The sequence below is a fragment of the Hymenobacter monticola genome (assembly GCF_022811645.1).
Lineage (GTDB): Bacteria > Bacteroidota > Bacteroidia > Cytophagales > Hymenobacteraceae > Hymenobacter > Hymenobacter monticola.
Genome location: NZ_CP094534.1, coordinates 4,504,751 through 4,523,533 on the forward strand (window position 1 = coordinate 4,504,751; position 18,783 = coordinate 4,523,533).

The following is an 18,783-nucleotide window of genomic DNA, read 5'->3' on the forward strand; positions in this document are numbered from 1 at the left end:
TTGGCAGCATATTCTTTTTAATACTTCCTACCCCATGCGCCCCTTCCTCTTTCTCGCCTGCCTCCTGCTTGCCGCTTCCTCCGCCCGCGCCGCGCGGGTCGACACCCTCAACATTCCCAGCGCGGCCATGCATAAAACCTACCGTGCCAACGTGGTGCTGCCGGCCTCCTACGCCAAGAATAAGAAGGCCAACTACCCCGTGCTCTACCTGCTGCACGGCGCCTATGGCCACTTCGACAACTGGCTGACCAAGACGCCCGATAAACAACTTCTGCACCGCTTGGCCGACCAGTACAACCTGATTATTGTGAACCCTGAGGGCGAAACCTTTAGCTTCTACCTCGACAGCCCGGTGAAGGCCGACAGCCAGTTCGAAACCTACCTCACCAAGGAAGTCATTCCGGCCATCGACCAGGCCTACCGCACCGTGCGCGACCGCAAGGGCCGCCTCATCACGGGCCTCTCCATGGGCGGTTTCGGGGCGATGTACCTCTCGGCCCGCCACCCCGACCTGTACGGCGCTGCCGGCAGCATGAGCGGCGCGCTGGAGCTGAGCAGCGCCAACCGCAAGCTCACGCCCGACGAGCTGGCCTGGCGCACCAAAAACCTGCTGCCCATCATGGGCTCGGAGGAACAAAACCCTGCGTTTTTCAAAGCCAATTCGGTGGTGAACATGGTTGACCAGATGCAGCAAAACGGCCTGCCCCTCATCTTCGACTGCGGCGTCGACGATGGCCTCATCGACATCAACCGCGAGATGCACCGCCGGCTGGTGTACAACCACACCCCGCACGACTACACCGAGCGCCCCGGCGCCCACACCTGGGAATACTGGCAAACGGCGTTGCCCTACCAGGTGCAGTTTTTCGGGCAGGTGCTGAAGGCCAACGGCGTGGCCGTGCCGTTGTAAGAACCCCGCCCAGCTATATCCAATGGGCACCGGCGGCCGTACTGTTCAGGTAACCACCCTGCCCGTTGTCATGTCCACTTCCCTTCTCCCGCGCTTGCTGTTGCTGGCGTTGCTGGCCGGCTGCGGCCAAAAGTCCGACGGCACGTCCTACGGCGTGAACCCCGCCAAGCACCCCGACGGCCATTTGCTGGCCCCCAAAGACAGCGGGCGCGTCGACCACGAAACCCACCGGGGCATGCCCAAAGCCACCGAGGCCACCGTCATTAGCAACGGCAGCACGCAGGGGCACGTGGGCCACCCGGGGCAGTAGGGCCTCCGCGCATCGCACCGCCCGGCCAACAATCCCGCGCCGGCCCGGTTCTATGCCGCACCTTTCCCAAAACCCCTTTCCATGAAATACCACCTGCTGGGCCGTACGGGCCTGAAAGTTTCCGAGCTTTGCCTCGGTACCATGACGTTTGGCGCCGTCGGCGGTCGCTTTGCTGCCATTAATGGCGTCGACCAGGCCGGGGCCGATGCTCTGGTGAAACGCGCCGTGGAAGCCGGCATCAACTTCCTTGACACGGCCAACATCTATACTGAAGGCCAGTCGGAGGAAATCACCGGCCAGGCCATTCACAACCTCGGGCTGCGGCGCGACTCGCTCATCCTGGCCACCAAGGTGCGCGGCAAGATGGGCGACGGCCCCAACGACGCCGGCCTCACCCGCCAGCACATCATGGCCCAGGTAGAAGGCTCGCTCAAGCGCCTCAAAACCGACTACATCGACCTCTACCAAACCCACTCCTACGACCCGCTCACGCCCTTCGAGGAAACCCTGCGCGCCCTCGACGACCTCGTGCGCCAGGGCAAGGTGCGCTACATCGGGGCCAGCAACGTGGCCGCTTGGCAGCTGATGAAGGCCCTCGGCATCTCGGAGCGCCAGCACCTGGAGCGCTACCAGAGTCTGCAGGCCTACTACACCATCGCGGGCCGCGACCTAGAACGCGAGCTCGTGCCCCTGCTGCAAGACCAGCAGCTCGGCCTGATGGTGTGGAGCCCCCTGGCCGGCGGCTTCCTCTCGGGCAAATACACCCGCGAAAACCCCACCGGCGAAGGCCGCCGCAGCAACTTCGACTTCCCGCCCGTGAACAAGGAGCTGGCTTTCGACATCATCGACAAATTGCGCCCCATGGCCGAAGCCAAAAACACCACCGTGGCCGCCCTGGCGCTGGCCTGGCTGCTGCACCAGCCGGTGGTGAGCACCGTCATCATCGGCGCTAAAAAGATGGACCAGCTCGAAGACAACCTCAAAGCCGTGGACGTGCAGCTTACCCCCGACGAGCTCAAGCAGCTGGAAGAAGTGAGCAGGCTCGCCCCCGAATACCCCGGCTGGATGCTGACCATGACCGGCGCCGACCGGCAGTTATAATAGATTCTCCGAATCAAACAAAAAGGCCCGCTGGAATGCCCAGCGGGCCTTTTTTTATCGGCGATGCGAACGACGTCGGGCGTGGTTCGCCCCCGCCCACCGTTGAACGATACCGTGGTTTTGCGCGGACGTCCGGGCGGGGGCAAGCCCCGCCCCTACGTCGTTCAACGGCGGGCCACTGCTTCACCTTACGCAAGCCATATCTTCGCCCCATGCACACTACCGCTTACTTTTCCGCCTTTGCCCTTTTTGCCCTCCTAGCCTGCTCGCAGCAGTCGCCTGAATCAGCAACCAAACAGGCTTCAATGGCACCAACTGCCCAGGCACCAGCTACTAACGCGTTTCCTGAAACCTTCGAGTCGGGCAGCAAAGGCGCTTACGAGGAAGCCGACGAAACGCTGGCTACCGGGGTCTGGCACTTTCAGGACGCCCTCATCGGAAGCAGCGCCCAAGACCACAAGAATGGCGCCCACGCGGCCCGCCTGCGCAATATGGGCCGGCTTTCGATGCGCTTTAACGCGGTAGCGGGCGTGCGGCGCATCCGCATTTCGGCGGCGGCCTACGGCTCCGACGGGCCCAGCACCTGGGAGCTGTGGCTGAGCCGCGACGGCGGCCGCACCTACTCGCGCACCGGCCAGCCGGTGGTCACGAGCGGGCCCGGCCTGAAAACGCACGTCTTCGCCGGCCTCGCCAACGAGCCCCTGCGGCTGGAAATCCGCAAAACCAGCGGCCCCAACAACCGGCTTGACATTGACGACATCGTGCTGGAAACCGCCACCGGTCCCGCCGTGGCCGTGGGTGCCGGCGCCGCGGGCGGCTACTTCGAGAACCGCGACAAAACGCCTGCTCCCATTACCCAGAACCAAACACCCAACACCCCTAATCCGGCGCCCACTGCTGGTACGGGCACCGGCGTAGCCCAAGACCCCAACGACAGCAACCTGGCTCTGGGCAACCCCAGCGGCGCTACCTCCGACCCTGCCAACGCCACCAACTACCTGCTGGTGCATCCCGAATTCACCATCGGCTACAACGCCAACCGCGGCATCCCCACCTGGGTAAGCTGGCATATCGACAAAGCCGACCTCGGCGAAGCGCCGCGTCAGAACAATTTCCGCCCCGATGCGGCCCTGCCCCGCCAGTTTTATCAGGTGACGCCCGCCAGCTACGCCCGCTCCGGCTTCGACAAAGGCCACAACTGCCCCAGCGGCGACCGCACCGCCGACCTCGACGCCAACGCCAACACCTTCCTGATGACCAACATGGTGCCCCAGGCGCCCAAAAACAATCAGCAAGCCTGGGCTCACCTCGAAGAATACGGCCGCAGCCAGGTGCAGCGCGGCCAGGAAATCTACGTCATCATGGGCAGCTACGGGCGCGGCGGCACCGGCGCCAACGGCTTCGCCCAAACCCTCGACCAGGGCCGCGTGACCGTGCCCGCCCGCATCTGGAAAGTCATGGTCATCCTGCCCGATGGCACCAACGACCTGCAGCGCCTCGCCACCGGCCCCACCGTGCGCGTGCTGGCCATCGACACGCCTAACGACAACAACACCATCAACCCCGACTGGCGGCAGTACCTTACCTCCGTCGATAAAATCGAAGCCGCCACCGGCCTCGACCTGCTCAGCGCCCTGCCCCGCCCCGTGCAGGCCCGCCTGCAGAAGCTGGTCGACAGCGGCCGCGCCGAATAGCACGAGTACCCCGAAGCTCCGCTTCGGCTCGCGTAGATGTCGTTCAACGAGCCGAAGCGGAGCTTCGGGGTACTCGTGCCATACGCCTCCCTATTCATGCACCAACTTTTCACCTATCTCATTGCCCTGGTGTGGCTGGCCAACGGCCTGCTCTGCAAAGTGCTGATGCTGGTGCCGCGCCACGCCGCCATTGTGGCCCGTATTTTAGGGACTGAACATGCGCCGCTGATCACCCGCCTCATCGGGCTGGGCGAAATCGGGATGGCCGTTTGGGTGGTGAGCGGCGTCAAGCCGCGCTGGTGCGCCCTGGCCCAAATCGGGCTTATTCTGTCTATGAACACGTTGGAAGCGCTGCTGGCGCCTGACCTGCTGCTGTGGGGCCGCGCCAACGCTTTTTTCGCGGTCCTGTTTTGCTTGCTCATCTACTACCACTCCTTTAGGGCCGCCCGGCCCTTCCCGGAATAAGCCGCCTGCCCATGCTGTCTTGGCTCAAAACCCACCCTTTTCCGGTCGAAGCCTTTTTCGAGCATTCGCTGGTGCTCACCTTCGCCGTGCCGCAGGCCGAGTTGCAGGCGCTACTGCCGGCGCCCTTACTGGTCGATACCTTCGCCGAGGGCTGGGGCTTTCTGGCGGTGGCCTTGGTGCAAACGCGGCATTTGCGCCCCCAGGGATTGCCACAGTGGCTGGGGCAGGACTTTTTTCTGATTGGCTACCGCGCGTTCGTGCGCTACCCCTCGCCCATCGGCAAGCGCCTGCGAGGCCTTTACATTCTGCGTTCCGAAACCGATAAAAAGCGCATGACGGCCCTGGGCGACCTATTCACCCACTACCGCTACCACACCGTCGATATCGCGCAGCAGCAAACCGGCGGCCGCCTGCGCATCGAGTCGCAGCAGGCCAATTTTCACGTTGCGCTGGCCCCGCCCACGCCCGAGGTGCCGCTGCCGCCCCACTCGCCCTTCGCCACCTGGGCCGAAGCCCGTCGCTTTGCCGGCCCCCTGCCCTTTACCTTTTCGGCCGATGCCCGGGCGGGCCGTGTGCTGATTGTGGAGGGCGTGCGCGAGCATTGGCAGCCGCAGCCCGTGGCCGTGGAAAGCTACCGGGTTGGCTTTCTCGAACAGCTGGGCTTCAGCCAATTGCATCTGGCCAATGCCTTTGCGGTGCACGACATTCCGTATTCGTGGAAAAAAGGCCGCACCTAGCAATGGAAACCATAAGAAAACCGCTGCAGGGCCTCTGGAACGTGGTGCGCTTTAACTGGCCGCTCTACCTCGTGGCCGGGGGCGCAGCGCTGGCATTAGCCGGCGTGGGGCTAGCGGGGCCGGCCGCCTGGCGCCCCTACGCCGGGCTGCTGCTGGCCCTGGCGCTCCTGCCGCTGCTGGTGTCGCTGCTCGTCACGGCCTATGCCTACGACTTTTCGGGCTTGTACCGGTTCGATTGGCTTTTGAAAGCAAGGCCGGCGCCCACCGCCATACTCACGCTGAGCGCTGGTTTCGACGAAATCAGCGCGCCGCTGGCGCAACATTACCCGACGGCCAGCTTGCTGGCGGCCGACTTCTACGATGCCGCCCGCCACACCGAAGCGTCCATCGCCCGGGCCCGGCGCGCCTACCCGCCCTACCCCGGCACCCGCGTGGTAGATACCCGCGCCGCCCTGCCGTTGCCGGCGGGTTCCCTCGATTTGGTCGTGGCCTTTCTGGCGGCCCACGAAATCCGGGACGCCACCGAGCGGGCCGCCTTCTTCCGGGAAATAGCCCGGGCGCTGGCCCCGGCCGGCACCGTCGTGGTGACCGAACACCTGCGCGACCCGGCCAATTTTCTGGCCTACACCGTCGGCTTTCTGCATTTTCATTCGCGGCAAGCGTGGCTGGCTACCTTCCAGGCGGCCGGGCTGCGCGTGGAGCGGGAAGTTAAAATCACGCCGTTCATCACCTCCTTCTTCCTGCGTCCCAATGGTTCTGCAGCTTAAAGCCACCGGCTTTTTTCTTATCGTTTTGGCGCTGCTGCACGCGGCATTTGCCCGCTACTTCAACTGGCGCACCGAATTCGCCGCCGTCAGTCTTATCAACCGGCAGATGATGTACGTGCACACGTTCTTCATCGCCTTCACCGTGCTGCTCATGGGCCTGCTTTGCCTCACCTCGGCCGCCGAGCTGGTGGGCACGCCGTTGGGCCGGCGGGTGGCGCTGGGCTGCGGCGCGTTTTGGCTGGCGCGGCTGCTGGTCCAGTTTTTCGGTTACTCACCTGCGCTTTGGCGCGGCAAGCGGTTCGAAACCATCGTGCACGTGGCCTTCGTCAGCTTCTGGAGCTACCTGAGCGCCCTTTTCCTGCTGGTGGGGTTAGGCCGCAGCTGAGCAAAGCCGTTGCGTTAGCTCCGCTTTGCCGCCAAAAAGCGGGTTACCTCACGCACGTATTTGTCGCCGTACGCGGCCTCGCTCAGGCGGTAGAAACCCTCCTGGTGCCCGCCCTCGAAGCAGAGCACCTGCCGGCGCTGGCGCCAGCGGCGGGGTTGGCGGGCTACGGCCACCGAATCGGCCAGCGGCGTGTTTACATCGGCGGTGCCGCCTACCAGCAGCCAGGGGCAATGCACCCGGCGCGCCACCAAGGCGTAGTCGGCCGCCTCGGCGGGCAAGGATACCACCTTCTGGCTGCGCTGCAAAGCGGCGGCCGCCAGCCGCTGCGGACTGGCTACGTAGCCCTCGGCAATGAGGAAGTCACATTTGCTGGTGGCGGCCACTTCCGACCCCATGATGGTGCCCATTGAGAAGCCGATGATGCCCGTGTGGCTGCGCGGGTAGCGCTGCCGGGCATCGGCCAGCACGGTGCGCAGGTCGGTGCTGAATTCGGGGTAATAAAGTTGCTGCCGGTCGATGGCGAAGTCGCTGCTGTGCCCAAAACCGCGGTAGTCGAACATATATACCCGGTAGCCGCCCTGGCTCAAGGCCCGTGCCTGGTGCAGGAAGTACGACATGTTGTTCATGTCGCCGTAGGCCATCACCATGGTGGTGTGGCGGTCGGGCACGTTGGCGGCGGGCTCCACTATCCAGCCAGCCAGCTGGGCGTGGTCGGGCGTGGCAAGGAAAGTGGTCTGGTAGCGCAGGCCCAGCGAGTCGGGGGTGGCTACCCAGTCGCGGCTGGGCTTGAGGGCCCAGGCCCAATTGTTAAGCAACAGGAAACAACCTAACAGTAGCAAACGGCGCATAATCAGAACAAAACAGGGGTGAAAGACTGACCTACAGACAGCCTTTCACCCCTACCGTTGCAGCTTGCCTTAACTAAAAGCAGCTTTATTGCCGCCCTATCAGGTTTCGGTCAGCACCGTTTTGAAGCCGGCCAGGGTGCCGTCCATCGTCCGGCCTAGGGCATAGGCGTGGATTTGCGGGCCCTTGCCCACGCGGTACACCTGCGTGCCGTCCATGTCCTGTTTCATAAACATTTGCAGGCCCTTGTAGCGGTTGGAAAGCGCCACGTCGTTCAGCACGCCGTCGTCGGAGGTGTGGTTGCGCAGGAACTGCGTGAGCTCCACGGTTTCCACTTTGGCATCGGCGGGCTCGCCCAGCAGCTTGAGCAGCAGGGCGTTGCTCAGCTCGCCGCCCGGCGCGGCGTAGGCCACGGCTTCGAGCGGGGCGTCCGACTCGCTCAGGAAGTGTAGGCCGGCTACTTGTTTCTGCAGCTCCGGCGGCACGGGTGCGCCAGCTCCGGCGCCCGATTTGGCGGCGCTTTTGGCCTCGTCCAAGCCGCTGCCACCGTCTACTTTGGCGGCAATGGCGGCGGCTAATTCCTGCATGCGGGCCTCGGGCACCTTGATTTTAGGGTTGGTGAAGTTGAGGTCCTGCACCGTTTGCATGGGTATCAGGTGGATGTGGGCGTGTGGCACCTCCAGCCCAATCACGGCCACGCCCACGCGCTTGCAGGGCACGGCGGCTTTCAATCCCTTGGCCACGCGCTGGGCAAACACGTGCAGACCCGCCAGTTCATCAGCCGGCAAGTCGAAAATGTAGTCAACTTCCTTCTTGGGAATCACCAGCACGTGGCCCTCCACCAAGGGCGTGATGTCGAGAAATGCCAGGTGGCGGCCGTCTTCGGCTACTTTAAACGCCGGAAGCTCGCCGGAAACAATGCGGGAGAAAATGGAAGGCATGCGGTATTGCTTGGTTGTTGGTGCTTGGTGCATGGCTGCAAAGCCAGCGCTGATGACGCAAATAACGACTTTCGGAATGAAGCAAACCCATAAAAAAAGGCAGCTCCATTCGGAACTGCCCTTCTGCGAATGCCAGGCACCAATAACTAAGCACCAAGCACCAATTAACTACCGCGTAATCTCCAGAATCTCGAACTGCAGCTTGCCGGCGGGCACCGTGATTTCGGCCGTGTCGCCGGCCGATTTGCCGAGCAGGCCCTTGCCGATGGGCGACTTCACCGAGATTTTGCCGGCGGCCAGGTTGGCTTCTTCCTCGGCTACCAGGGTGTAGTTGAGCACCATGTTGTTTTTCAGGTTTTTCAGCTTCACCTTGCTCATGATGAGCACCTTGCTGAAATCCATGTTGGTTTCGTCGATGAGGCGGGCGTTGCCCACCACCTCTTCGAGCTTGGAAATTTTGAGTTCCAGCAGGCCCTGGGCGTCTTTGGCGGCGTCGTACTCGGCGTTCTCGCTCAGGTCGCCTTTGTCGCGGGCTTCGCGCAGGTCTTCGGCGGCCTTGGCCCGGCCCCGGATTTTGAGGTCCTGGAGTTCGTCCTTCAGTTTTTGCAGGCCTTCGGCGGTGTAATAATTGATGGTGCTGGCCATGGGAATTGTAGCTTGACGGTTTGGCTAAAAAGCAAGGAGAACGGCTGGCACTGCCAACCGTTCTCCCTTCTGTAGGTTCGAGACAAAGATACGCAAAACGAATTAGCTCCCCGCTACTCTGCCCAACTCGCCAGCCCGAAACGCCCTAATTTTCTTTACCAGCACCTCGTTGATGCGCCGGTAGCTCTCGTGCGTCCAGCCGCCCACGTGCGGCGTGAGCACCACGTTGGGCGCCTGCCGCAGAAAATCAAAGTTGGCCTGTTGGCCGGGCGTCAGCGTGCTGAGCTTTTCGTTGTCAAGCACATCGAGCGCCGCGCCCCGCACCCGGCCGCTTTGCAACGCTCCCACCAGCGCCGCGTGGTCGAGCACTTCACCCCGGGCCGTGTTCAGCAGCCAGATAGGCCGTGCGAAACCGGCCAGCAGCGTCTCATTCACGAAATGGTGGTTGGCTTTGGAATAAGGAATGTGCAGGCTGAGCACGTCGGCGCGGGCCTGCAGCTCGGCCGGGCCCACCAGTTCGGCATTGTCATCGGAAGCAATAGAAGAGTCTACATCGTGCGCCAGCACCGTGCAGCCAAAAGCGCCCAGCCGCCGCGCAAACGCCCGCCCCATGTGCCCGTAGCCCAGCAAACCGATGGTTTTGCCCCCTACTTCCTCGCCCCGGTTGGCTTCGCGGTGCCACTCGCCGCGCCGCACCTCGCCATCGGCCCGCACGATGTTGCGGAAAAGCGCCAGCAGCAGCCCCACGGCAAACTCTCCCACCGCGTCGCGGTTGCCCTCCGGCGCATTGAGCAGCGTCACGCCGGCGGCCAACATGGCGGCTTCGTCGATGTTGTCGGTGCCGGCGCCGGCGCGGGCCACGTAGCGCAGCTGCGGTCCATGGGCCAGCAGGTCGGCCGTCACGCGCAGCTTGCTGCGCACCACCAGGCCCTCGTAGGGCCGGGCGGCCAGCGCGGCGGGAATTTCGGCTGCCGTTAGCTCCGGCTGGTAGTCCGCCGCCACGCCGATTTCGGTCAGCAGCGGCAGCAGCGAATGGTGCATTTCGTCGACGACGAGGCAGAAGCTCATGAGTGCGATTTACTTGGCCAGAGATGTTTCCGTGAAGTCGGCAGCGGCCAGCGGCATGGCTTGCACCGATGTGGCTTCGCTAACCATGGAAAACCCCTGTTTGCGGTTGGTCACCACAAATTTCAGCGGCAGCGCCCCGTTGCTGGCTTTCAGATAAGTAGCCCAGTCGCCCATCTGGTGCTTGGCGAAAGGCGCGGGGTTTACGCGCACTTTGGGCGAGAAGTAATAAACGGTGGTGTTGCCATCGGAATCAATTTGCAGGCTCTGGCAGGCGTAACCGGCAATGGTGACTTTTTCGGCCAGGGGCTTCACCACCGCGCCGGGCGTACCCGCGTTGGCGTCCATTACCGTGGGCGTGCCATTCATGAAGAACTGAAACTTGTTGGTGCTGCCATTGTACAGCTCCAGCATCTGCTTCTTTTCGGTGTACGCCTTGTAATTGTCCCCGCTGATGTAATACAGATTTTCGCTCCCCAGCATGGGGCTGAGCCTGTCGGTAATGTCCTTGCCGTCGAGCGTCGAGAACGAATTGTGGTAAACAATTTTACCGCTGAACCAAGGTCCATCGGCGGCCATTTTAAAGGAAAACAGCAGCACGGAGGCGGCGAGTAGCGTTTTTTTCATTGTTGAGCAAAAAAGGGATGGGGTGATTTAAAACGCCGCGAAGCTATTCCACCACGTCGCTGGCATCCAACTCCGGCAGCGCTGCGCCGCCGGCCATGTGCTGGGCCACGTGCCGCGTGAGGCCCACAAACTCGGCCACGCCCAAGGTCTCGGCCCGGCGGTCGAAAATGGGGTCCGTAGTAGCTTCGGCGGGCATACCGAAGGGTTTCAGGGCGTTGCGCAGCGTCTTGCGGCGCGTTTGGAACGCCTGCTTCACCACCCGGAAAAACAGCTTCTCATCGCAGTCCAGCCGCTCGGTGGTGTTGCGGGTGAGGCGCACCACGGCCGAGTCGACCTTGGGCGGCGGGTTGAATACGTGCGGCGGCACCGTGAACAAGTACTCAATCTTATAATAAGCCTGCAGCAGCACGCTCAGGATGCCGTAGGTTTTCGAGCCGGGCGGCTCGGCCAGGCGCTCCGCCACCTCCTTCTGAATCATGCCCACCACCTCGCGCACCTGCTGGCGGTTATTGAGCACGGCAAAGAAAATCTGGCTGCTGATATTGTAGGGAAAGTTGCCGATAATGGCCAGCGGCTGTTCCGGGAACAGTTCACCGAGGTTCTGCTTGAGAAAATCGGTGGCGAAAATGCGTCCGTCCAGCGCCGGGTAATGCTCCTTCAGATAGGCCACCGACTCGGTGTCAATTTCGACCACGCTGGTTTGGTAAGCGGGGTTCTCGAGCAGGTACTGAGTGAGCACCCCCATGCCGGGGCCAATTTCCAGCACCGTGCGCACGGCGTCGGGCAGCTGCAGGGCGCCCACAATGTTGCGGGCAATGTTGGGGTCGGCCAGGAAGTGCTGGCCCAGGTGTTTTTTGGGACGTACCACGGAGAAGCGCGCCAGCGGCTAGGGGCGCGGCAGCCCGGCAAAGGTAGCAGCCCCGCCCGGCGGGGCCCCATAACCTTCCGCTCCTCATCGGGCTTTTACACCGCGCCCGCTGTACCTTTCCCCGGCTATGCCTGCCGACGCCAACGCCATTCCCGTCTCGCCCGCCACTGGCCCGCCGCCCGATGCAGCGGCGCAAAACACGCTGTTTCCGGTTTTGCTAAAGCTGGAAAATAGGCGCGTGCTGCTGGTGGGCGGCGGGCCGGTGGCCCTGGAAAAGCTCGGCTCCATCCTGCGCCACAGCCCGGCCATGGCCGTGACATTAGTGGCCCCAAATATTCTGCCCGCCCTGCGCGAACTGGCCGCTCAGCACCCCCAAGTGCAGCTGCACCAACGCCCCTTCCTGGACGCCGACCTCGACGGCCACGACCTCCTGTTCCTGGCCACCAACGACCCGGCCCTGCACCGCTACATCGGCGCGGCGGCAGCGCAGCGCCGCCTGCTTACGCATGTGGCCGACGAGCCCGATTTGTGCGACTTCCAACTCTCGCCCGTGCCTGCCAAGGGCAACCTGGCAATGGCTGGTGCTGCCCACCGCGGCCCGGGCTACGAAACACCCGCCACCGCCTACTGGCGGCGGGTAGCCACGGGGGCGCTGGCCACGTTTGCGCTGTTCATTTTCATCAATATCCTTTCGTACTACGTCACCTGGCAGCAGGCTTGGGACCTGGCCCGCTCGTCGGGCACGTTCTACACGTTTGTAGCCGTAGGCTTTGCCGCGCAGCTCATCGACGGCATGCTGGGCATGGGCTACGGCGTGGTGTCGGCCATTAGCCTGATGTCGTTGGGGCTGAGCCCGGTATCGGTGAGCGCCAGCATTCACACGGCCGAAATGTTTGCCAGCGGGGCTTCGGGCTACCAGCACTACCGTTTTGGCAACGTCAATAAAAAGCTATTCCGGGTGCTGCTGCTGCCGGGCATCGCGGGCTCCATTGGCGGGGCGTATCTGCTCTCGCGCTTCGGCGAGGAGTACGCTAACTGGGTGAAGCCGCTGCTGGCCGCGTACCTGCTTATCCTCGGCCTGCGCATTCTCAGCAAAGCCCTGCGCCCCCAGCGCGACAAACGGCGCAAAGTGAAAAACGCCGGCTGGCTGGCCGGCGCCGGCGGCTTCCTCGACTCGTTCGGCGGCGGCGGCTGGGGCCCGCTGGTCACCAGCACCTTAATCACCAACGGCCGCACCCCGCGCTACGTCATCGGCACGGTGAGCCTGGTGGAGTTCTTCGTCACGTTCGCCAGCGCCTTCACCTTTTTCGCCATGAAGGGCCTTTCGCACTGGCAGATTGTGGCCGGCCTCATCGTGGGTGGCGTGGCGGCCGCACCCATTGCAGCCCGCCTGGCCGGCCGCATCCCCACCCGCTGGATGTTCGTGGGCGTGGGCCTGATGGTGATACTTTGGAGCCTTTGGGCGCTACGAAAAGTAGTCTTTTAAGTCGAACGGGCGATGCGTTCCAACCCAATCGGGCAAGGCGCCGCGAAACATCCACAACTTTTAACTGCCCCCGGCGGCTACCTTCGCGGTCGTATTACCTCAGCTTTACCTGTCCATGTCCCTAGCTATTGCTCATGTCGCTGCCTCGCCGGCCCAGTCCACGCAGGTATTTATTCTGCCCCACGGCACCACTGCCCTCCCCGCTTCGGCCGCCGGCGACCTGCCCGAAGCAGCCGCCCGCTACGTGGAAAAAGCCCTGGCCGACGACCAGAAGCTCGTGCACCTCAACCATTTCAGCCACCACCACTATTTCGTGGTATTGGCCGATAAGCCCACCACCGCCCAGGTAGCTGAGCAGCTTCGCCGCGCCGGCCACACCCTGCACGGGCAGTTGAAAACGGAGAAAGTAGCAGAAGTTTTCATCGAAAACCACAGCGGCACCGCTAACGCTGCCCTGCTCCTCACCGAAGGGCTGGCCCTGAGCGCCTACCAATTTGAAGGTTACAAAACCGACGAAAAGTCGCAAAAGCCCGCCACGCTGGCCCGGGTCTACCTGGTGGGTGAAGCCGCAACTGTGGCCGAAATCACCGATTTGGAAGGCTTGCTGGAAGGCGTTATCCTGGCTCGCGACCTAGTCAACGCCCCGCTCAACAAGCTCAACGCCGTGCAGTTTGCCGAGCGCATGGCCGAAGCCGGCGACAAAGCCGGGTATACCACCGACATCCTCGACCTGGCCAAAATTGAAGCCCTGCGCATGGGTGGTTTGTTGGCTGTCAACCTCGGTTCGCCCGAGCCGCCCACCTTCAGCATCCTCGAATACAAGCCCGAAAACGCGCAAAACGAAAAGCCTTACGTCCTCGTCGGCAAAGGCGTGGTGTTCGATACCGGCGGCCTCAGCCTCAAGCCCACGCCCAACAGCATGGACATGATGAAGTGCGACATGGCCGGCGGCGCGGCCGTAGCCGGCACGCTCTACGCCTTGGCTAAAAACAACGTCCCACTGCACGTCATCGGCCTCGTGCCCGCCACCGACAACCGCCCCGGCGGCCTCGCCTATGCCCCTGGCGACGTCCTCACCATGCACTCCGGCCTCACTGTAGAGGTGCGAAATACCGACGCCGAAGGCCGCCTGCTCTTGGCCGACGCCCTAAGTTTCGCCAAACGCTACGAGCCCGAGTTGGTCATCGACCTGGCTACCCTCACCGGCGCGGCCGTGCGCGCCCTCGGCACCGAAGCCAGCGCCTCCATGGGCACCGCCGAGCCCGCCACCCTGCAAAAGCTCGCCGAAGCTGGCCACGCCGTGCATGAGCGCCTCGTGGAGTTTCCGCTTTGGGACGAATACGCCGACCACATCAAGTCCGACATCGCCGACATCAACAATCTCGGCAAGGGCGAAGCCGGCCACATCTCGGCCGCCAAGTTCCTGGAGCGCTTCGCCGTCGGCTACCCCTGGATTCACCTCGACATCGCCGGCCCCGCCTACCTCACCGCGCCCGAAAGCTACCGCGGCAAAGGCGGTACCGGCGTGGGCGTGCGCCTGCTGTATGAGTTCCTGACCAAGCAGCTGGCTTAAAGAATTGAGAACGTCATGCTGAGCGAAGCGCAGCGGAGTCGAAGCATCTCTACCGCTTCGTTGCCATCAGTTATGATTAGTATTGAGGTAGAGATGCTTCGACTCCGCTGCGCCACCGCTTGATACGCGGAATGCTCAGCATGACGTTCCTAACCATAACATGCCCCAAAACCTCCCTCGCCTCGGCTTCTCGGTGGGCGACCTCGCCGGTATCGGCCCCGAAGTCATCTACAAAACGCTGCTTGATGAGCGCCTGCTGAAAATCTGCACGCCGGTCATCTACGGCACGGCCACGGCGCTGTTCGACGACTTCCCCACCCCGGCCGATTCCGAGCACCTGCAATTTCGCCAGCTGCGCGACGCAGCCGACATTGCCCCCGGCCGCCTCAACGCCGTGACCTGCTGGGACGAGGATTTTGCCCTCGCGCCCGGGCAGCCCTCTGCCGCCACCGGCGCCGCGGCCCGCGAAAGCCTGCTTTGCGCCGCCCGCGACCTCAAAGCTGGCAAGCTCGATGCCATCGTCACGGCCCCCATCAGCAAGGACAACACCCAGGCCGACAACTTCCGCTACCCCGGCCACACCGAGTTTCTCACCAGCTTCTTCGCGGCGCCTGAGAGCCTGATGTTTCTGGTGGACGAGGACGCCGGGTTGCGCATTGCCACCGTCACCGGCCACGTGCCGCTGAAGGACGTGCCGGCCAAGCTCACGGCCGAGCTGTTGCGCACCAAAATTAACCTGCTGCTCAAGTCGCTGAAAAATGACTTTGGCATCCTCAAACCGCGCATTGCTGTGCTCGGTCTCAACCCCCACGCCGGCGAAAACGGCCTGCTGGGCAAGGAAGAAGGCGACTTGGTTTCGCCCGTCATCCAGCAGTTCGTGCAGGACGGGCACATCGTGCTGGGCCCCTTCCCGGCCGACGGCTACTTCGGCACCCAGCAGTTCCGGCAGTTCGACGCCACGCTGGCGCTTTACCACGACCAGGGCCTGATTCCCTTCAAGCTCATGGCCTTCGAGCGCGGTGTGAACTTCACGGCCGGCCTGCCCGTGGTGCGCACCTCGCCCGACCACGGCACCGCTTATGGCATCGCCGGCCAGTACCGGGCCGATGAATCGTCGTTTCGGGCGGCCGTGTACCTGGCCTGCGACGTTTGGAAACAACGTTGGGAAAATGCACAGCCACGTTCGGCTCGCTAACGTTTAAGACGGCTAGTTAAACGCCTTATTGACGAGAAATCGGCCTCTATTTTTGGCAAAAAGGCGGATTTTCACTACTTTTGCCCCCTGCTATCCAGCTCCCCGTGAAAAAAGAAAGTAAATACGACCTCAATCTGGCCAAGCTGGCGCTGAAAACGCACCACTTCGAGTTCGAGTTGGGTCCTGATTTTTTTGCCTTGTTTGAGGAGCCGCTGGTGGAGCAAGGCCAATTGCACGCCGACGTGGAGCTCATCAAGACCGAGCGTCTGATGACGCTTAACTTTCACATTACCGGCACCGTGCAGCTCACCTGCGACCGCAGCCTCGATGAGTTCGACCAGCCCCTCGACATTGAGGAGCAGCTTCTGGTGCGCTTTGGCGATGAGAACAAGGAGCTGGACGACAACGTGCTGCAAATCACGCCCGACACCCAGACCCTGCCGCTGGCCCAGCACCTCTACGACTACATCGGCCTGGCCCTGCCCATGAAGAAGCTGCACCCGCGCTTCCAGGACGAGGCCGACGACAACCCCGACGCCGAAACCAAGCTCATCTTCACGACCCGCAACGAAAACGAGGGCCCCGACGACGACGAGCCGGCCGACCCGCGCTGGGCCGCCCTGCGCAACCTGAATTGAATCCGTCAGCGCCCCGAGTCGCTCCCCCACTCCTAACTCATAATTCAAAACTCATAATTTACCGAAACCATGGCCCATCCTAAGCGCCGCACCTCTTCCGCCGTTCGCGATAAGCGTCGTACCCACTACAAGCTGACCCCTAAGGCCGTGACCCTCTGCCCCAACACGGGCGAGCTGCACCTGCGCCACAAGGCCTATGTGGTAGACGGCGACCTGTACCACAACGGCCAGCTGGCCATCAAAAACTACACGAAAACCAGCGCTGCACCTGCGGCTGATGCCACTGGCGACGACGAATAGCGCGTCAGGTTGTTACTTCGCGGTACCACACGGTCCGGCTTCGCTCCTTTTTTAAGCCAGCGGGGCCGGACTTGTGGTTCCTACCCTTTCTCCTGACTTCCCAAACACCTCGTTCATGAAAATAGCCCTCGACGCAATGGGCGGCGATTTCGCCCCCCAAGCCGCCGTGGCGGGTGCCCTGCTGGCCGCCGAGCAACTGGCGGGCCGGGCCACCATCGTCCTCATTGGCCAGCCCGATGCCGTGCAACCCCTGTTGCAAGCCGCCGGCCCGGCCAGCGCGGCCCTCGAATTTATTCCCGCGTCGCAGGTCATCGACATGGGCGAGCACCCCGCCAAAGCCTTCCAGCAGAAGCAGGATTCCAGCATTGCCATAGGGTATAAAATGCTATTGGCCGGCGAAGTCGATGCGTTTTGCTCGGCCGGCAATACCGGCGCCATGCTGGTGGGCGCCATGTTCACGGTGAAGACCGTGCCTGGCGTGATGCGCCCGGCCATTGCCAATTTCCTGCCCAAGCTCAATAGCGAGTTCGGCATTTTGCTGGACGTGGGCGCCAATGCCGAATGCAAGCCCGAAATGCTGGAGCAATTCGGCGAGTTGGGCTCGCTCTATGCCCAGTACGTGCTGGGCATTACCCAACCCAAAGTGGGCTTGATGAACCTGGGCGAAGAAGAAGGCAAGGGCACTCCCAACACCCAAGCTGCCTACCAGCTGCTGAAAGTGAACCCGCACGTGAACTTCGTAGGCAACTTGGAAGGCCGTGACTTGTTCGATGACAAGGCCGACGTTATTGTGTGCGACGGCTTTACGGGCAACGTGATTCTGAAAATGGCAGAATCCATCTACGACATCATGAACCACAAAGGCATGATGGACCCGTTTATCGCCAAATTCAACTACGAAGCCGTTGGTGGCTCGCCCATTTTGGGCATCAACGACAACGCCATCATCGGGCATGGCAGCAGCACCCCGCTGGCCATCTGCAACATGCTGGTGCAGGGCTTCCAGATGGCCGATTCCGGTATTGTAGACCAGATTAAAGCCACGTTTAAGTCGTAGCCGCATCCGGCCGGCACGGAAAATCTCCGGCTCCGGCCGGATTTTTTTTAACTGCTGCCCTGCTCATTTTCCGGTGCCTACTGTGTCCGGTCCCGGACCTTTTGCGGCGCTAACGCCCATTTATCGCCCGCCCCGCCTACTTTTGCCCGTATGAAGATTACTGCTGCCATCACCGGCGTGGGTGCCTACGTGCCCGACTACGTACTGACCAATGCCGAGCTTGAAAAGCTAGTAGACACCACCGACGAGTGGATTATGTCGCGCACCGGTATCCGGGAGCGACGCATTCTGAAGGGAACCGACCAGGGTACGTCCGTGATGGGCATCAAAGCGGTGCAGAACCTGCTGGACAAAACCGGCACCAACCCCGCCGATATCGAGCTGCTCATCTGCGCCACCGTGACGCCCGATGTGCTGTTTCCGGCTACCGCCAACATCATTTCTAACGGTGTGGGCATCACCAATGCCTTCAGCTACGACATGAATGCGGCTTGCTCTAGTTTCCTATACGGGCTGGCGACGGGGGCTCAGTTCATTCAGGCGGGCACCTACAAAAAGGTCATCGTGGTGGGCGCCGATAAGATGTCGGCCATTGTGGACTACACCGACCGCGCCAATTGCATCCTGTTTGGCGACGGCGCCGCCGCCGTCCTGCTCGAACCCAGCACCGACGGTTTTGGCATCCTCGACATGGTGCTGCGCACCGACGGCAGCGGCGAGCCCTACCTGCACCAAAAAGCCGGTGGCAGCCGCCGCCCGCCCTCGCACGAGACCATCGACCGCAAGGAGCACTACATCTACCAGGAAGGCGCCACGGTGTTCAAGTTCGCCGTGAAGAGCATGGCCGACGTGGCCGCCCAAGTGATGGAGCGCAACCACCTCGGCAAAGACGACGTGGCCTGGCTGGTGCCCCACCAAGCCAACAAGCGCATCATCGACGCCACCGCCAACCGCATGGGCGTGGGCCCCGAGAAGGTGATGCTGAACATCGACCGCTACGGCAACACCACCAGCGCCACCATTCCGCTGTGCTTGGCCGACTACGAAAGCCAGCTGCGCCGCGGCGACAACCTGGTGCTGGCGGCCTTTGGCGGCGGTTTCACCTGGGGCTCCATCTACCTGAAATGGGCCTACGACGGCTCCTCAGTGGCTCGCTAGTAGCGGTTTGCCCTT

The 18,783-nt window shown here is 62.6% G+C and carries 21 protein-coding genes; 15 read left to right on the forward strand and 6 right to left on the reverse strand.

The window, feature by feature from the left end:
• Positions 1–34: 34 nt before the first annotated feature.
• From MTP16_RS18725 to MTP16_RS18760, 8 genes are all read left to right on the forward strand, one after another.
• Positions 35–910, forward strand: a complete 876-nt coding sequence (locus MTP16_RS18725) for an alpha/beta hydrolase (protein ID WP_243512804.1) — start codon at positions 35–37, stop codon at positions 908–910.
• A gap of 70 nt (positions 911–980) precedes the next feature.
• Complete coding sequence (locus MTP16_RS18730; protein ID WP_243512806.1) at positions 981–1,220, forward strand: lipoprotein; 240 nt, start codon at positions 981–983, stop codon at positions 1,218–1,220.
• Positions 1,221–1,301: 81 nt separating this feature from the next.
• Positions 1,302–2,321 (forward strand): aldo/keto reductase, encoded by a 1,020-nt coding sequence (locus MTP16_RS18735; protein ID WP_243512808.1) that lies wholly within the window; start codon positions 1,302–1,304, stop codon positions 2,319–2,321.
• A gap of 305 nt (positions 2,322–2,626) precedes the next feature.
• Entirely contained in the window at positions 2,627–4,015 is a 1,389-nt protein-coding gene (locus tag MTP16_RS18740; RefSeq protein ID WP_243512809.1) for a DNA/RNA non-specific endonuclease, read from the forward strand.
• Positions 4,016–4,111: 96 nt separating this feature from the next.
• Positions 4,112–4,480, forward strand: coding sequence for a DoxX-like family protein (locus MTP16_RS18745; RefSeq protein ID WP_243512810.1), 369 nt, complete (start codon positions 4,112–4,114; stop codon positions 4,478–4,480).
• Positions 4,481–4,491: 11 nt separating this feature from the next.
• Positions 4,492–5,217: a DUF2071 domain-containing protein gene (locus MTP16_RS18750; RefSeq protein WP_243512811.1), complete on the forward strand. Its 726-nt coding sequence runs from the start codon at positions 4,492–4,494 to the stop codon at positions 5,215–5,217.
• 2 nt (positions 5,218–5,219) lie between these two features.
• Positions 5,220–5,984 carry a class I SAM-dependent methyltransferase gene (locus MTP16_RS18755; protein WP_243512812.1) on the forward strand — a complete coding sequence of 255 codons (765 nt, stop codon included), beginning with the start codon at positions 5,220–5,222 and terminating at the stop codon, positions 5,982–5,984.
• On the forward strand, positions 5,968–6,369 hold the full coding sequence (locus MTP16_RS18760; RefSeq protein ID WP_243512813.1) for a hypothetical protein: 402 nt from the start codon (positions 5,968–5,970) through the stop codon (positions 6,367–6,369). Before MTP16_RS18755 ends, MTP16_RS18760 begins: the two co-directional genes overlap by 17 nt.
• A gap of 14 nt (positions 6,370–6,383) precedes the next feature.
• Here the strand turns inward: MTP16_RS18760 and MTP16_RS18765 are convergent, their stop codons facing one another.
• The 6 genes from MTP16_RS18765 to rsmA all read right to left on the reverse strand — a co-directional run bounded on the left by MTP16_RS18765 (position 6,384) and on the right by rsmA (position 11,361).
• Positions 6,384–7,217 carry an alpha/beta hydrolase family protein gene (locus MTP16_RS18765; RefSeq protein ID WP_243512814.1) on the reverse strand — a complete coding sequence of 278 codons (834 nt, stop codon included), beginning with the start codon at positions 7,215–7,217 and terminating at the stop codon, positions 6,384–6,386.
• Between the two features lie 99 nt (positions 7,218–7,316).
• Positions 7,317–8,156 (reverse strand): nuclease A inhibitor family protein, encoded by an 840-nt coding sequence (locus MTP16_RS26040; RefSeq protein ID WP_317244074.1) that lies wholly within the window; start codon positions 8,154–8,156, stop codon positions 7,317–7,319.
• Positions 8,157–8,324: 168 nt separating this feature from the next.
• Positions 8,325–8,801: a transcription elongation factor GreA gene (greA, locus tag MTP16_RS18780; RefSeq protein ID WP_243512816.1), complete on the reverse strand. Its 477-nt coding sequence runs from the start codon at positions 8,799–8,801 to the stop codon at positions 8,325–8,327.
• A gap of 102 nt (positions 8,802–8,903) precedes the next feature.
• Positions 8,904–9,869 (reverse strand): NAD(P)-dependent oxidoreductase, encoded by a 966-nt coding sequence (locus MTP16_RS18785; protein ID WP_243512818.1) that lies wholly within the window; start codon positions 9,867–9,869, stop codon positions 8,904–8,906.
• A 9-nt stretch (positions 9,870–9,878) separates the two neighbouring features.
• Positions 9,879–10,493 (reverse strand): hypothetical protein, encoded by a 615-nt coding sequence (locus MTP16_RS18790; RefSeq protein WP_243512820.1) that lies wholly within the window; start codon positions 10,491–10,493, stop codon positions 9,879–9,881.
• A gap of 43 nt (positions 10,494–10,536) precedes the next feature.
• The gene (gene rsmA, locus MTP16_RS18795) at positions 10,537–11,361 is read right to left on the reverse strand and encodes a 16S rRNA (adenine(1518)-N(6)/adenine(1519)-N(6))-dimethyltransferase RsmA (protein ID WP_243512822.1); all 825 of its coding nucleotides are present in this window, start codon (positions 11,359–11,361) and stop codon (positions 10,537–10,539) included.
• 127 nt (positions 11,362–11,488) lie between these two features.
• Between rsmA and MTP16_RS18800 the strand changes: the two genes are divergently transcribed.
• The 7 genes from MTP16_RS18800 to MTP16_RS18830 all read left to right on the forward strand — a co-directional run bounded on the left by MTP16_RS18800 (position 11,489) and on the right by MTP16_RS18830 (position 18,768).
• The gene (locus tag MTP16_RS18800; protein ID WP_243512823.1) at positions 11,489–12,847 is read left to right on the forward strand and encodes a TSUP family transporter; all 1,359 of its coding nucleotides are present in this window, start codon (positions 11,489–11,491) and stop codon (positions 12,845–12,847) included.
• 115 nt (positions 12,848–12,962) lie between these two features.
• A complete protein-coding gene (locus MTP16_RS18805) occupies positions 12,963–14,420 on the forward strand; it encodes a leucyl aminopeptidase family protein (protein ID WP_243512824.1) in 1,458 nt (485 codons plus the stop codon).
• 160 nt (positions 14,421–14,580) lie between these two features.
• Complete coding sequence (gene pdxA, locus MTP16_RS18810; protein WP_243512825.1) at positions 14,581–15,615, forward strand: 4-hydroxythreonine-4-phosphate dehydrogenase PdxA; 1,035 nt, start codon at positions 14,581–14,583, stop codon at positions 15,613–15,615.
• Positions 15,616–15,719: 104 nt separating this feature from the next.
• Complete coding sequence (locus tag MTP16_RS18815) at positions 15,720–16,253, forward strand: YceD family protein (RefSeq protein WP_243512826.1); 534 nt, start codon at positions 15,720–15,722, stop codon at positions 16,251–16,253.
• 69 nt (positions 16,254–16,322) lie between these two features.
• The gene (gene rpmF, locus MTP16_RS18820) at positions 16,323–16,553 is read left to right on the forward strand and encodes a 50S ribosomal protein L32 (RefSeq protein ID WP_243512827.1); all 231 of its coding nucleotides are present in this window, start codon (positions 16,323–16,325) and stop codon (positions 16,551–16,553) included.
• A gap of 115 nt (positions 16,554–16,668) precedes the next feature.
• Positions 16,669–17,610 (forward strand): phosphate acyltransferase PlsX, encoded by a 942-nt coding sequence (gene plsX / locus MTP16_RS18825; RefSeq protein ID WP_243512828.1) that lies wholly within the window; start codon positions 16,669–16,671, stop codon positions 17,608–17,610.
• 150 nt (positions 17,611–17,760) lie between these two features.
• On the forward strand, positions 17,761–18,768 hold the full coding sequence (locus MTP16_RS18830; protein WP_243512830.1) for a beta-ketoacyl-ACP synthase III: 1,008 nt from the start codon (positions 17,761–17,763) through the stop codon (positions 18,766–18,768).
• Positions 18,769–18,783 lie beyond the last annotated feature (15 nt).

Bases quoted from the DNA above. Each gene is read 5' to 3' on its own strand.
- MTP16_RS18790 (WP_243512820.1), bottom strand. From the start codon at position 10,493: ATGAAAAAAACGCTACTCGCCGCCTCCGTGCTGCTGTTTTCCTTTAAA.
- MTP16_RS18765 (WP_243512814.1), bottom strand. From the start codon at position 7,217: ATGCGCCGTTTGCTACTGTTAGGTTGTTTCCTGTTGCTTAACAATTGG.
- MTP16_RS18760 (WP_243512813.1), top strand. From the start codon at position 5,968: ATGGTTCTGCAGCTTAAAGCCACCGGCTTTTTTCTTATCGTTTTGGCG.
- MTP16_RS18785 (WP_243512818.1), bottom strand. From the start codon at position 9,869: ATGAGCTTCTGCCTCGTCGTCGACGAAATGCACCATTCGCTGCTGCCG.
- plsX (WP_243512828.1), top strand. From the start codon at position 16,669: ATGAAAATAGCCCTCGACGCAATGGGCGGCGATTTCGCCCCCCAAGCC.
- MTP16_RS18830 (WP_243512830.1), top strand. From the start codon at position 17,761: ATGAAGATTACTGCTGCCATCACCGGCGTGGGTGCCTACGTGCCCGAC.
- MTP16_RS18740 (WP_243512809.1), top strand. From the start codon at position 2,627: ATGGCACCAACTGCCCAGGCACCAGCTACTAACGCGTTTCCTGAAACC.
- MTP16_RS18735 (WP_243512808.1), top strand. From the start codon at position 1,302: ATGAAATACCACCTGCTGGGCCGTACGGGCCTGAAAGTTTCCGAGCTT.
- pdxA (WP_243512825.1), top strand. From the start codon at position 14,581: ATGCCCCAAAACCTCCCTCGCCTCGGCTTCTCGGTGGGCGACCTCGCC.
- MTP16_RS18755 (WP_243512812.1), top strand. From the start codon at position 5,220: ATGGAAACCATAAGAAAACCGCTGCAGGGCCTCTGGAACGTGGTGCGC.
- rpmF (WP_243512827.1), top strand. From the start codon at position 16,323: ATGGCCCATCCTAAGCGCCGCACCTCTTCCGCCGTTCGCGATAAGCGT.
- MTP16_RS18730 (WP_243512806.1), top strand. From the start codon at position 981: ATGTCCACTTCCCTTCTCCCGCGCTTGCTGTTGCTGGCGTTGCTGGCC.
- MTP16_RS18745 (WP_243512810.1), top strand. From the start codon at position 4,112: ATGCACCAACTTTTCACCTATCTCATTGCCCTGGTGTGGCTGGCCAAC.
- MTP16_RS18725 (WP_243512804.1), top strand. From the start codon at position 35: ATGCGCCCCTTCCTCTTTCTCGCCTGCCTCCTGCTTGCCGCTTCCTCC.
- MTP16_RS18805 (WP_243512824.1), top strand. From the start codon at position 12,963: ATGTCCCTAGCTATTGCTCATGTCGCTGCCTCGCCGGCCCAGTCCACG.
- MTP16_RS18800 (WP_243512823.1), top strand. From the start codon at position 11,489: ATGCCTGCCGACGCCAACGCCATTCCCGTCTCGCCCGCCACTGGCCCG.
- greA (WP_243512816.1), bottom strand. From the start codon at position 8,801: ATGGCCAGCACCATCAATTATTACACCGCCGAAGGCCTGCAAAAACTG.
- MTP16_RS26040 (WP_317244074.1), bottom strand. From the start codon at position 8,156: ATGCCTTCCATTTTCTCCCGCATTGTTTCCGGCGAGCTTCCGGCGTTT.
- MTP16_RS18750 (WP_243512811.1), top strand. From the start codon at position 4,492: ATGCTGTCTTGGCTCAAAACCCACCCTTTTCCGGTCGAAGCCTTTTTC.